12 protein-coding genes are annotated in these 11,405 nt (G+C 69.6%); 6 read left to right on the top strand and 6 right to left on the bottom strand.

What is annotated here, in order from left to right; translation table 11 throughout:
• Window positions 1-12: 12 nt before the first annotated feature.
• The gene (locus JJQ90_RS15510; protein WP_230410745.1) at window positions 13-348 is read right to left on the bottom strand and encodes an acyl-CoA thioesterase; all 336 of its coding nucleotides are present in this window, start codon (window positions 346-348) and stop codon (window positions 13-15) included.
• Window positions 349-456: 108 nt separating this feature from the next.
• Between JJQ90_RS15510 and JJQ90_RS15505 the strand changes: the two genes are divergently transcribed.
• Complete coding sequence (locus JJQ90_RS15505) at window positions 457-1,029, top strand: histidine phosphatase family protein (RefSeq protein ID WP_216876914.1); 573 nt, start codon at window positions 457-459, stop codon at window positions 1,027-1,029.
• A gap of 22 nt (window positions 1,030-1,051) precedes the next feature.
• On the opposite strand, the gene JJQ90_RS15500 is transcribed toward JJQ90_RS15505, so the two are convergent.
• Window positions 1,052-2,230 carry a M20 family metallopeptidase gene (locus tag JJQ90_RS15500; protein WP_329959451.1) on the bottom strand — a complete coding sequence of 393 codons (1,179 nt, stop codon included), beginning with the start codon at window positions 2,228-2,230 and terminating at the stop codon, window positions 1,052-1,054.
• A gap of 143 nt (window positions 2,231-2,373) precedes the next feature.
• On the opposite strand from JJQ90_RS15500, the gene JJQ90_RS15495 reads away from it, so the two are divergent.
• The 3 genes from JJQ90_RS15495 to JJQ90_RS15485 are packed head-to-tail and all read left to right on the top strand — an operon-like array spanning window position 2,374 to window position 4,840.
• Window positions 2,374-3,990 carry an ABC transporter substrate-binding protein gene (locus JJQ90_RS15495; RefSeq protein WP_216876912.1) on the top strand — a complete coding sequence of 539 codons (1,617 nt, stop codon included), beginning with the start codon at window positions 2,374-2,376 and terminating at the stop codon, window positions 3,988-3,990.
• A gap of 60 nt (window positions 3,991-4,050) precedes the next feature.
• On the top strand, window positions 4,051-4,350 hold the full coding sequence (locus JJQ90_RS15490; protein ID WP_216876910.1) for a hypothetical protein: 300 nt from the start codon (window positions 4,051-4,053) through the stop codon (window positions 4,348-4,350).
• Window positions 4,331-4,840 carry a hypothetical protein gene (locus JJQ90_RS15485; RefSeq protein ID WP_216876908.1) on the top strand — a complete coding sequence of 170 codons (510 nt, stop codon included), beginning with the start codon at window positions 4,331-4,333 and terminating at the stop codon, window positions 4,838-4,840. Before JJQ90_RS15490 ends, JJQ90_RS15485 begins: the two co-directional genes overlap by 20 nt.
• Window positions 4,841-4,861: 21 nt before the next feature.
• Here JJQ90_RS15485 and JJQ90_RS15480 read toward each other — a convergent pair whose 3' ends face one another.
• The 3 genes from JJQ90_RS15480 to JJQ90_RS15470 all read right to left on the bottom strand — a co-directional run bounded on the left by JJQ90_RS15480 (window position 4,862) and on the right by JJQ90_RS15470 (window position 8,252).
• Entirely contained in the window at window positions 4,862-5,833 is a 972-nt protein-coding gene (locus JJQ90_RS15480) for a Bug family tripartite tricarboxylate transporter substrate binding protein (protein WP_216876906.1), read from the bottom strand.
• 94 nt (window positions 5,834-5,927) lie between these two features.
• Window positions 5,928-6,812, bottom strand: a complete 885-nt coding sequence (locus JJQ90_RS15475) for a fumarylacetoacetate hydrolase family protein (RefSeq protein WP_216876904.1) — start codon at window positions 6,810-6,812, stop codon at window positions 5,928-5,930.
• A gap of 12 nt (window positions 6,813-6,824) precedes the next feature.
• On the bottom strand, window positions 6,825-8,252 hold the full coding sequence (locus tag JJQ90_RS15470) for an amidase (RefSeq protein ID WP_216876902.1): 1,428 nt from the start codon (window positions 8,250-8,252) through the stop codon (window positions 6,825-6,827).
• Window positions 8,253-8,320: 68 nt separating this feature from the next.
• On the opposite strand from JJQ90_RS15470, the gene JJQ90_RS15465 reads away from it, so the two are divergent.
• Together JJQ90_RS15465 and JJQ90_RS15460 are read left to right on the top strand one after the other, a co-directional pair.
• Window positions 8,321-9,229, top strand: a complete 909-nt coding sequence (locus JJQ90_RS15465) for a polysaccharide deacetylase family protein (RefSeq protein ID WP_216876900.1) — start codon at window positions 8,321-8,323, stop codon at window positions 9,227-9,229.
• Entirely contained in the window at window positions 9,216-10,724 is a 1,509-nt protein-coding gene (locus JJQ90_RS15460; RefSeq protein WP_216876898.1) for a TRIC cation channel family protein, read from the top strand. Before JJQ90_RS15465 ends, JJQ90_RS15460 begins: the two co-directional genes overlap by 14 nt.
• A gap of 3 nt (window positions 10,725-10,727) precedes the next feature.
• On the opposite strand, the gene JJQ90_RS15455 is transcribed toward JJQ90_RS15460, so the two are convergent.
• A complete protein-coding gene (locus JJQ90_RS15455; protein ID WP_216876896.1) occupies window positions 10,728-11,381 on the bottom strand; it encodes a GOLPH3/VPS74 family protein in 654 nt (217 codons plus the stop codon).
• Between the last annotated feature and the right edge of the window lie 24 nt (window positions 11,382-11,405).

Below are 11,405 nucleotides of genomic sequence, written 5' to 3'. Positions count from 1 at the left end.
CATCGGACCGGGTCATGCCGGCGGCACGGGTCGTGGCTTCCGGTTCTCGTCGATGGCGACGAAGGTGAAGACACCCTCGGTCACCAGGCACATCTCCTCCTCCGACCGCTCCCGCCGCCAGGCCTCGACCTCGATCCGCATGGAGGTACGGCCGACGGTGACCACCTCGGCATAGATGCTGACCTCGTCACCGACCAGCACCGGCATGTGGAATTTCATCCCCTCCACCGCGATGGTGGCGACCCGGCCGCGGCCGCGGCGCCCGGCGGCATTGCCGGCGGCGAGGTCCATCAACCCCATCAGCCAGCCACCAAAGATGTCGCCGGAGGGGTTGGCATCGGCCGGCATGGCGATGGTGCGCAGCTTCGGGGCGTCCGCGGGCGGGGTGCGGGTGGTCGTATTGGGCAAGCTTGTCTCCGTGCTAGGTTCGGTGCGAACCCCATCCTTACGGTCCCCATGCCACAAGTCCACTTCCTGACGCATCCGGAGGTCGCGATCGACCCGGCGGTGCCGGTGCCTGACTGGCCGCTTTCCCCCCGCGGCCTGGCGCGCAGCCGGGCGATGCTGACGGAGGACTGGGTCCCCGGCATCGGCGCGGTGTTCAGCAGCACGGAGCGCAAGGCACGCGACATGGCCGACATCCTGGCCGGGCATCTCGGCCTCGGCGTCACGCAGATGGAGGCGCTGGGGGAGAATGACCGCAGCGCGACGGGCTACCTGCCGCCGCCGGAGTTCGAGGCCACGGCGGATGCCTTCTTCGCCGCGCCGGAGCAGAGCGTGCGCGGCTGGGAACGCGCGGTGGATGCACAGGCCCGCATCGTGGCGGCGGTCGCCGCGGTGCTGGGGCAGGCGCCGCCCGGCGATGTGGCCATCGTGGCGCATGGCGGCGTCGGCGCGCTGCTGCTGTGCCACATCAAGGGCATTGCGATCAGCCGGGCGGAGGATCAGCCCGGCGCCGGCGGTGGGAATGCCTTCCGCTTCGCGCGGGAGGGTTGGCGGCTGGTGGAGGGGTGGCGGCGCCTGGGCTGACGCCGCGCCCTCCCCGGTCAATTCAGGCCGGGCCGAGCCTGAGAATGGCCCGCGCCACGGCCTGCGCCCGCGGCACCAGGCTGGAGAGTTCCAGATATTCCTCCGGCGTATGCGCCTTGCCGCCCACGGGGCCGACGGCACACAGCGTCGGCGCGCCCATGGCGGCGGTGAAGCCGCTATCGGCGCAGCCGCCCGAAAACTCGCCGCTCGGGTCGAAGCCCGACTCCGTCGCGGCGGCGCGATAGGTCGCGAAAAGCTTTGCGGCCTCCGGCGACTGGGTCAGCGGCAGGAACTCGCCCTTGATGGTCAGCTTCGCGCGCGTGCCGGGGACGTGGGAGGTGTCGATGATCGCCTGGATCTTCGCCATCACCTCCTCCCGGTCCGCGGGCTCGACATAGCGCAGGTCGATCTGGCCCTGGGCGTGCGGCGCCACCGTGTTGACGCTCTGTCCGCCGGTCACCAGGCCGACATTCAGCGTGATGCCGCGTTTCAGATCCGTCAGCGCGTGGATCGCGGTGATCTTCGCCGCGAGCTCGCCGATGGCGCTGATGCCGGCCTCGAAGTTGCCGCCGGAATGGGCCGCCTTGCCCTCGATGTCGAAGACGGAGAATACGCCGCCCTTGCGGCCGGTGACGATGCCGCCATTGGGGCGGCCGGGTTCGGAATTGAACACCACGCGCGCCGCCTTGGCCTCCGCCTCGATCACCGGGCGGCCCTCCGGCGAGCCGATTTCCTCATCGCCGGTGAACAGCGCCACCAGCGGGCCGGGCGCGCCGCCGAATTTCTTGAAGGCGGCGAGGACGAACATGTTCATCACCAGGCCCGCCTTCATATCGGCGACGCCGGGGCCGAAGGCACGATCGCCCTCAATGGTGAAGGGGCGGCGCGTCGGCTCGCCCTTCGGGAAGACCGTGTCGCGATGGCCCATCAGCAGGATGTTCTGCCGGGCATTGCCGCCGCTGACGCTGCTGTCGTCATCCAGCACCGCGCGGATGCAATCGCCATGCTTCTGCTGCGGCAAGGTTTCGACGGGAATGCCCTGCGCTGCCATGAAGCGCGCGACCTGCGCACCGACTCGGTCGACGCCTTCCTTGTCGTAGCTGCCGCCATCGGTGTCCACCATCTCGCGCAGCGCCTGGATCATCGGCTCGCGTTGTGTGGACAGCCAGGTGATGATGTCGGTCTCGGTGGACATGGTCATCCGGTCTCCTCGGTCGAGGGACAGCCTCGCATCCGCCGCGAGGCCTGAAAAGGCCCGCGCGTCCCGCAGCCTTCATCGCCGCGTCATCGCGCAGTCATGCCCCGCGCCTAGCTTCCGCCGCCTTCGGAACGGGAGCCAGCCACATGATTCAGCGCAGACACATTCTCGGCGCCACTGCCGGCGCGGCGCTGCTGCCGCGCTTCGCCATCGCCCAAAGTGCCGGGCCGGATACGCGCCCCTCCATCACCGTCGCCGTGCAGATCGTCAGCATCTCCGGCACGCTGGAGCCGATGCGCGAACAGTCCAATGTCGGCTTCCGCATCATGCCGAGTTTCTCCGAGCCGCTGATCGGCATCGACTGGACCCGCACGCAGCGCGCGGAGGCGGTGCTGGCGACGTCCTGGCGCCGCATCGATGCGAAGACGCTGGAACTCACGCTGCGCGACGATGTGCGCATGCATGATGGCCGCATCATGGAAGCCGAAGACGTCGCCTTCACCTTCAGCAGTGAGCGCATGTGGACCGGCCTGCCCGCCGAAACGCGCGGCCTTTTCGTCTCCACCACCGCCGGCGCCTCCGGCAAGACTCCGCCGCCCGAGGCCGCCGCCATCAGCCGCGCCCACTTCCCGAATTTCGAGCGCATGGAAGTGGTGGACCGCCGCACCGTGCGCTTCGTGAACAGCGTGCCGGATGTGACGCTGGAAGGCCGGCTGACGCGCACCACCGGCGCCATCTTCTCCCGCGCCGCCTTTGCGAGTGCCGCGACCTGGCTGGACTGGGCGCGCAAGCCCATCGGCACGGGGCCGTATCGCGTCGCCTCCTTCCGCCCGGGGCAGGACCTCGTGCTGGAGGCGCATGACGAATATTGGGGCGGCCGCCCGCCGCTGAAGCGAATCCGCTTCGTCGAGGTGCCGGACGTCGCCTCCCGCGTCGCGGGCCTGCAAGCTGGCGACTACGACTTCATCTGCGACCTGCCGCCGGACCAGATCCAGGGCATCGAGCGCAGCGCGCGCCACCAGGTCGTCGGCGGGCCGATCAACAACAACCGGTTGATCATCTGGGACAAGACGCATCCCGTCCTCGCCAACCCGCTGGTGCGCCGCGCCATGTCGCACAGCATCGACCGGCAATCGATCGTCGACAGCCTCTGGGGCGGCCGCACCGCGGTGCCGCGCGGCCTGCAATGGGAGGTCTATGGCGACATGTACCTCGCCGACTGGGAGGCGCCGCGCTTTGACCTGGCCGAGGCGCGCCGCCTGCTGCGGGAGGCGAACTACCAGGGCCAGCCGATCCCCTATCAGCTGCTGAACAACTACTACACGCTGCAGGTCGCCTCCTCCCAGATCCTGGTCGAGGGCTGGCGCCAGGCCGGGCTGAACGTGCAGATCGAGATGAAGGAGAATTGGGGCCAGATCATCGGCCGCTTCGAGGGCCGTGGCCTCTGCGACAACTCCAACACCGCAGTCTTCAACGACCCGGTCGCGCCGATGTCCGTCTACGCGCCGGGCGGCCAGACCTGGGCCAGCGGCCAGTGGCAGAATGACGAGGCGCCGAAGCTGATGGACGCCTTGCAGACGGAAAGCGACCTGGCCAAGCGCCGCGCCACCTTCCGGCGCCTGCTGACGCTGACGGAACGCGAGGACCCCGCCTATACCGTGCTGTTCCAGACCGCGAACTTCACGGGCAAGCGCAAGGACCTGCCCTGGCAGGCCTCGAAGTCCTTCGTCATGGACTTTTCGGGGCGCAACTGGGGCGCCTGAGACCAGCGCCATCACGCGAATCCTGTTCCAGGGTCGTGCCCTGCAAGGTAATGTCGCCGCATGATGCAGCTTCCCGAGGTCAACGCGGCGGCAAAGATCGCCGCGCAAGCGAAACTGCCCGCCGGCATGCAGGTGCTTCGGGCCGAATCCAAGGCCGTAAGTGACGCGGAGGGTAAGGAGGCCCTTCGCGTGTTGCTCGTGCTTGATGACGCGGCTGGGCAGCGCGATCTTGGCGACGCTGCGCTTTCAGTGATCGTTGCCGTCCTGGATGCGCTACAGCAACGGGGCGAAACCCGCTTCCCGATCATTGAGTTCGCCACCAACGCCGAACTCCAAGCCGATGCCGATCCTGAATCCTGAGCACCTGCTGGAACAGGCGGACCGACTCATTGCGGCCCCGGCCGCTGGACCGCCGCGCCAGGTCGATCTCCGTCGCGCCATCTCAGCGGCCTACTACGCCGTGTTCCATGCCAACCTTCGCGCCGTGGCAGACCAGGTCGTCGGCATTACGCAGAGGGCCACGCCGCGCTATGCCTTGGTGTATCGCCGCCTTGACCACGGCACGGTGAAGGGCTGCTGCGAAGACCTGCTGAAGTCGGCAATGCCCAGGAAATACCTGCCCTATGTTACAGGCACGCCGTTTACGGTGCCGCTGAAGTCCTATGCGGCCGGCTTCATCACGTTGCAGGAGAAGCGGCATGCCGCCGACTACGATCCCGCGATGCGCTACCTGACGATCGACGCCCGCACGACCATTGCGACAGCGCGCGCGACCCTCACAAGCTTCGGCGCCGTTCCGGCCGACGAACTCGCCCTGTTCACCACGCTGCTGCTCTGCCCGCCGCGGTAGCGGGCAGAGGATGCTGTCTGGCTACTCCACCTTGCCGATACGCTCGACAGCGCGCAGCAACCGCGCGCTGTCCTCCTCGAAGAAGGTCTTGAACTCCGGCGCGTCGAGATAGGCGACGGGCGCGCCGGCGGCGGTGAAGGCGTTCACCACGACCGGGTCCTGCACCGCCTGGCGCATGCCGTCCCGCAGCCTCTGGACCACCGGCGCCGGCGTCGCGGCGGGGGCGAACAGCCCCGCCCAGATGTAGAACTCGACCTCCGAGAATCCCTTCTCGATGAAGGTGGGCACGTCCGGGAAGGCGGCGACACGCTCCCGCCCCCAGCAGCCCAGCACCCGCACGCGGCCCGCGGCCACATGCTGCGCCAGTGGTCCGGGGGCGGAGGACAGCGCATTCACCTGGCCGCCGAGCAGCGCCGTCAGCGCCGGCCCGCCGCCGGAGAAGGGCACGTGCAGCATGCGGATCCCCGCGGCGGCCGCCAGCATCTCCATCGCCACATGCAGCGTGCCGTAGGTGCCGGAGGAGGAGTAGGTCAGGTCGCCCGGCTTGGCCTTCGCCGCGGCGATGAACTCCTCCATGGTCTGCCAGGGCGAATTGGCCGCGACGGCCAGCATGGTGGGGTCCGCATTCACCCGCGCGATGGGCGTGAACTGGTCCACGGTGTAAGGCGGCGTGCGGTCGAACAGGCGCTCCGCCGCCGGGATCACCGCCAGCGAGGACAGCGCCATCAGCGTGGTGTAGCCATCCGCCGCGCTGCGCGCGACGAAGCCATTGCCGATGGCACCCGCCGCGCCGCCGCGATTCTGCACGACGACCGGCTGGCTGTAGATCTTTTCCAGTGCCGCGGCGACAGGCCGCGCGGCGAGGTCGGCCTGCCCGCCGGGGGGAAAGGCCACCACCATATTGAGCGCGCGTGAGGGGAATTGGCCCTGCGCGAAAGCCTGTCCGGCGAAGGGCAGCGCGGCAGTGGCGCCCAGAAGCGTGCGACGGTTCATTGTTGGTTCCTCCCTTGGTTCAGATCGCGGGCGGTGGCGCAGCCCCCTCACCCTGCCCTCTCCTCCCCGAAGTGGGGGGAGAGGGTTCGGCCTGCTAGGCCACCGCATTCTCCAGCACGCCGATGCCCGATATCGCGATCTTCACCACGTCGCCGGACTTCAGGAAAATCGGCGGGTTGAAGCCGATGCCGACGCCGGCGGGCGTGCCGGTGGCGATCACATCGCCCGGCTCCAGCGTGATGACGGCGCTGATAGCCTCGATCAGGGTGGGGATGTCGAAGATCAGGTCGGCCACGGGCGCGTGCTGGCGCTGCTCGCCATTCACCCAGGTGGTCAGCACCAGCTTGGTCGGGTCCGGCACTTCATCCGCCGTCAGGATGGCGGGGCCCATCGGGCAGAAGGTGTCGAGGCCCTTGCCCAGGATCCACTGGCTGTGGCGCTTCTGCAGGTGCCGCGCGGTGACGTCGTTGATGATGGTGTAGCCGAAGACGTGCTTCAGGGCCTCGGCCTTGGCGATGCCGCGCCCGCCCTGCCCGATCACCACGCCGAGCTCGCCCTCGTAGTCCAGCCCGCCGGTCGTATCGAGATGGCCCAGGATCTTCTCGCCATTGGCGATGATGCTGGTATGCGGCTTGGAGAACACAACGGGAAACGGCGGCACCACGTCCTTCGCGCCGCCATCGAAGCCGGAGCCGGCAAATTCCTTGGCGTGCTCGTGGTAGTTCTTGCCGACGCAGAACACGTTCTTGGGCGGGCGCGGGATGGGCGCGCAGAGCTTGGCGCCCTCCACCTTCGGTGCCTTGGCCATGGCGGCCCGCGCCTTGCCGAGCAGCGCGGGCTCGGCCGCGGCCATGTCCAGCATGCTCTGGCCGCGCAGCAGCGGCTCGGCGGCGGCGAGGTCGAGCACCACATCGCCCTCGCCCAGCGCGCCGACTTCCTGCTGCAACTTGCCCGGGCGCGTGAATGTCACCAGCCGCATAATGGAGCTCCCTTAATTCAGCTTCGCCCGCATCTGCCCGGTTTCCGCCGGGTTGGCCAGGGGGAGGCTGGCCGCACGTTCCAGTGCGCGGGCGGCGCGGAAGGCGAGGTCGTCGCGGTACAGCGCGGCCGCCACCTGCACGCCGCGCGGCATGCCGGCCTCATCCAGGCCGATCGGCACGGCAATGGCGGGCTGGCGGGTCAGGTTGAAGGCGAAGGTCCAGGGTGCCCAGTCGCGCCACAGCGCCTCCACCGGCTTGATGGTGGGCGCATCGGCGTCGAAGGCGGCCGTCGGCGTGGCAGCGGTCAGGATCAGGTCGTAGCGCTGGTGGAAGCGCGCCATGGCATGCCCGCATTCCACCCGCAGCATGTCGGCGCCGAGGAAATCGGCGGCGGACATGTCGCCCATCCTGTGCGCCACATCCTCGATCCCGGCATCGAGCTGGGCGCGCTTTTCCTCCGTCGCGCCGTTCCAGATGCGGGCGATGGCAACCCCCCAGACGCGGGAGAAGATGGCGCGCGTGTCGGGCAGTTGCGGGTCCGCCTCCTCGACGATGGCGCCCTGTTCGGCCAGCAGCTTGGCGGCCACCTGGAGGGCGGCCTCCCCTTCCTCATCCAGCGGCGGCTCGAAGCCCAGGCGGCGCACCACGGCGACGCGCAGCCCGGCGACGCCCTGTTCCATGCCCTGGCGCCAGTCGCGCGGATCATCCGGCAGGCTGACCGGGTCGCGCAGGTCGAAGCGGGCCATGGCGGACATCATCAGCGCCGCATCGCCGACGCTGCGCGTCATCGGCCCGGCGCAGGCCACCGAGGAGAACGCGCCATGCGGCCATTGCGGAATCCGCCCATAGCTCGGCTTCACGCCGACCAGCCCGCAATAGGAGGCCGGGATGCGGACGGACCCGCCGGCATCGGTGCCGATATGCAGCGGCCCGAAACAGGCCGCCCCCGCAGCCCCGGCGCCGGAGGAACTGCCGCCCGCGGAGCGCTGCGGGTTCCAGGGATTGCGCGTCACGCCATGCAGCGGGCAGTCGCTCGGCGTCTTCCAGCCGAATTCGGTCGTGGTCGTCTTGCCGATGATGACGGCGCCCTCGGCCAACAGACCCATGACGGCGGGTGCGTTTTCCGTGGCGGGGGTCGCATCCGTGGTCAGGCTGCCGCGGCGGGTGGGGAAGCCCGCGATGTTCAAAAGGTCCTTCACCGTGCAGGGCACGCCATCCAGCATTCCCATCGGCCGTCCGGCGGCCCAGCGCGCCTCCGATTCGCCGGCCTGGCGCAGCGCATGCGGGTTCATCACCGCGAAGGCGTTCACCCAGGGGTTGTAGCGCGCCACCCGCTCCAGCACCGCCTTCAGCGCCTCCACCGGCGACAGGGTGCGGGTGGCATACAGCGCCAGAAGCTGTTCCGCGGTCATCTGGGCGGGGTCGGTGGGCGGGCTCATGCGGGGCTTCCGGAACGGGTCATCGGGGTGCAGCATGGCGCCTCACCAAGGCCAGGGAAACCCCGCAGATGACGAGCGCCAATCCGTGGGAATGGAGCGAGCCGGAATGGCGCGAGATCGTCGGCCGCGCCCGCGCCGGCCGCAGCCTGCGCCCGGCCGCCTGGCCCGGTGGCGCACGCTGCTGCGTGACGCTGAGCTTCGATGCGGATCACGAGACGATCCCGCTGCGCGACAGTGACGAAAGCCCGATGCGCATCAGCCAGGGCCAGTATGGCAACCGCCAGGGCATCCCCCGCATCCGCGCTTTGCTGGCGCGCCACGGCATCCCCGCCACCTTCTTCTACCCGGCGGTTTCCGCCCTGCTGCATCCGGAGGAAGTCCGCGCCGTGGCCGCCGAGGGCCATGAGATCGGCATCCATTCCTGGATCCACGAGGCCAATACCAAGCTTCCCCCCGGCGTGGAGCGCGAACTGACCCTGCGCGCGGCGGAGACGCTGGAAAAGATCAGCGGCCAGCGCCCGGTCGGCATGCGCACCGCCTCCTGGGATTTCTCGGTCGATACGCTGTCCATCATCAAGGAGATGGGGCTGCTGTATGACTCGTCGCTGATGGCCGATGACGATGCCTATGAGCTGCTGGACCAGGGCCAGCCCACCGGAATCGTGGAGCTGCCGCCGGAATGGATCCGCGACGACGCGGTCTATTTCAATATGCTCCGTTTCTCCGGCCTGCGCCCCTACACGCCCCCCTCGGCGGTGGAGGAGATTTTCGCGGCGGAGTTCGATGGGGCCTATGAGGAAGGCGGGATGTTCCTGCTGACCATGCACCCGCATGTCATCGGCCATCGCAGCCGCATCGCCCTGCTGGACCGGCTGGTGACGCGGATCAAGAAGTTCGAGGGGGTGTGGTTCGCCACCCATGCCCAGGCGGCGCAATGGTGCAAGGAGCATGGCGGCAAGGGCGATGCCGCGCCCTGACCGGCTTCGGGCCATCCTGCTGGCCCTGCTGGCCCTGCTGTTCCACCGCCCGGCCGAGGCGGTGGAACGGCCGATCCAGGCCGGCTGGTATGCCTTCGAGCCACAGCAATACCTGCGGCAAGGCGAGCTGACGGGCCTCGACATCGAGATGGTGCGCGCCATCGCCGCGCGGGCCGGGCGGGCGGTGCAGTTCACCCCGATGGGCTACATCCCGCTGCTGGAGGCGGTGGCGGATGGCCGGATGGAGCTGGTCACCGGCATCGCCGCCTCGGCGCAGCGCGCCGAGACCTATGCCCTGTCCGCGCCCTATCGCCACGACACCAATGTGCTGATCGTACGGCGAGGCGAAGCGGGGGCGCTGCGCTTCACCGATGCCGCCGGCCTCGCCGCGCATCTGGCGGCGCGGCCGGGCTTCCGCCTCGGCGTCCGGACCGGATTCTTCTATTTCAACGGCGCGCTGGATGCGCATATCGCCAGCCCGCCCCTGCCCGGCACGGTGCGGGCGGCGGATGACGACGTCACCAATATCCGCCGCCTGCTGGCCGGGCAGATCGATGGCTTCCTGGCAGAGCGGCTTTCCGTCGCGCTGGCCATCACCGCGCTGGGTGCCGGCCAGGCGGTGGAGGAGCAGGCGATGCGCCACGCCATCCCGCTGCATCTCGGCTTCCACCGCGCCACCGCGCCGGAGACGCTGGCAGCCTTCGATGCTGCCATCGCGGCGCTGCGGGCGGATGGCACGCTGGAGGCGATCGGCGCGCGTTTCCGCTTCCCCCTGCTGCTGTCCCAGACCATCGACAGCCGCTGGTTCCTGTCGCTGCAGATCCTGGGCACGCTGGCCGCCGCCCTGGCCGGCACGCTGGCGGCGCGGCAGAGCCATTGGAGCCTGTTCGGCGCCTGCGTCCTGGCCGGCGTCACCGCCGCGTCGGGTGGCGTGCTGCGGGACCTGCTGGTGGGGCGCTTTCCCATCGGAATCGCGCGGGACCCGCTGTTCCTGAAGCTGATCTTCGGCACGGTGCTGGCCTGCTGGGCTGTGGCGCATCTCTGGGGCCTGCTGCGCGGGCGGCTGATCCTCGCCTTCTGGGTCGCCCAGATGACGGTCGCGATGCGCCGGCGGCGGATCGACCGCTGGCTGTTCGACGCGGCGGATGCGCTGGGCCTGGGCGCCAGCACCGTCCTCGGCGTGACGGTCGCCTTCGGCATGCGGGCGGAGCCCTTCTGGCTCTGGGGACCGCTGCTGGGCACCATCACCGGGGCGGGGGGTGGCATCCTGCGCGATGTGCTGCGCGGCGGTGGCGACATCCCCAATCTGAAGACCGGCTTCTATGGCGAGGTCGCGCTGATCTGGAGCCTGGCGCTCTCGGCCTATCTCATGGTCCGCGGCTCGGAGATCGAGATCGACGAGGTGGTGGTCGTGGTGGTCGCCGCCGTGGTGGGGGCGGTGCTGACACGCATGGCGGCGGTGGCTTTTCGGTGGAAGCCACCGCGGTTGACCTGAGCCTCAGTGAACGGCGCCCTGCCGCAACAACGTGGCATAGACATCCCGCGTCGCCGCGCTCAGCGACCTCGACAATTCCTCCAGCCCCGCCACCTGGTCGACGCGCGGCGTGGCCGCCGCCAACTCGGCCTCGGACAGCACCAGCGGCACCAGGCCGGTGGCGCGTGCCAGGCCGATCAGCAAAGCGTCGCGCGGGTCGGGGATCTCGTCGTCCAGGATCACGCCGCGCAGCCGCCGGCGCACCTCGGCCGTCTCGGCACGGCCGGTCGCCTTGGGGTAGCGGCGTTCGGGAAATACCCAGAGGAACCGGTCCTCGATCCGCCGCAGCACGCCGCCATCCACCAGCCGTTCCAGCACCTGCGCCCGCAGCGCCGGTCCCGACTTGGCGATGTCCTGGATCCACCAGCGGCTGGTGCGCTCCGGCGCCCCGGTCGCCAGCCGCGCCAGCACGCCATCCAGCAGCGCATCCCCGGTCGGCCGCTGCTGCACCAGCACCAGCCGGTCGAGATCGGTGTCGATGCGCCCGGCCAAAGCCAGCTCCATCAGGATGGCGCCGGCCAGCGCCAGGTCCCCGGCCGGCCCGGGCAGGCCGACCGGCTTGCCGGTCTCGTCATCGAGAAGGAGGAGAAGAATCTCCTCCGGCATGGTCAGTGACATCGCGTCCCCCGCATCGCAGCCGCG

Origin of the sequence: Falsiroseomonas oleicola, assembly GCF_019029495.1 — a bacterium.
In the GTDB taxonomy this organism is placed as follows: Bacteria; Pseudomonadota; Alphaproteobacteria; order Acetobacterales; family Acetobacteraceae; genus Falsiroseomonas; species Falsiroseomonas oleicola.
Note: the sequence above shows the minus strand (reverse complement) of the source record. Positions and strands in the feature narration are given on the sequence as shown.

Bases quoted from the DNA above. Each gene is read 5' to 3' on its own strand.
- JJQ90_RS15510 (WP_230410745.1), bottom strand. From the start codon at position 348: ATGCCGGCCGATGCCAACCCCTCCGGCGACATCTTTGGTGGCTGGCTG.
- JJQ90_RS15505 (WP_216876914.1), top strand. From the start codon at position 457: ATGCCACAAGTCCACTTCCTGACGCATCCGGAGGTCGCGATCGACCCG.
- JJQ90_RS15500 (WP_329959451.1), bottom strand. From the start codon at position 2,230: ATGACCATGTCCACCGAGACCGACATCATCACCTGGCTGTCCACACAA.
- JJQ90_RS15495 (WP_216876912.1), top strand. From the start codon at position 2,374: ATGATTCAGCGCAGACACATTCTCGGCGCCACTGCCGGCGCGGCGCTG.
- JJQ90_RS15490 (WP_216876910.1), top strand. From the start codon at position 4,051: ATGATGCAGCTTCCCGAGGTCAACGCGGCGGCAAAGATCGCCGCGCAA.
- JJQ90_RS15485 (WP_216876908.1), top strand. From the start codon at position 4,331: ATGCCGATCCTGAATCCTGAGCACCTGCTGGAACAGGCGGACCGACTC.
- JJQ90_RS15480 (WP_216876906.1), bottom strand. From the start codon at position 5,833: ATGAACCGTCGCACGCTTCTGGGCGCCACTGCCGCGCTGCCCTTCGCC.
- JJQ90_RS15475 (WP_216876904.1), bottom strand. From the start codon at position 6,812: ATGCGGCTGGTGACATTCACGCGCCCGGGCAAGTTGCAGCAGGAAGTC.
- JJQ90_RS15470 (WP_216876902.1), bottom strand. From the start codon at position 8,252: ATGAGCCCGCCCACCGACCCCGCCCAGATGACCGCGGAACAGCTTCTG.
- JJQ90_RS15465 (WP_216876900.1), top strand. From the start codon at position 8,321: ATGACGAGCGCCAATCCGTGGGAATGGAGCGAGCCGGAATGGCGCGAG.
- JJQ90_RS15460 (WP_216876898.1), top strand. From the start codon at position 9,216: ATGCCGCGCCCTGACCGGCTTCGGGCCATCCTGCTGGCCCTGCTGGCC.
- JJQ90_RS15455 (WP_216876896.1), bottom strand. From the start codon at position 11,381: ATGTCACTGACCATGCCGGAGGAGATTCTTCTCCTCCTTCTCGATGAC.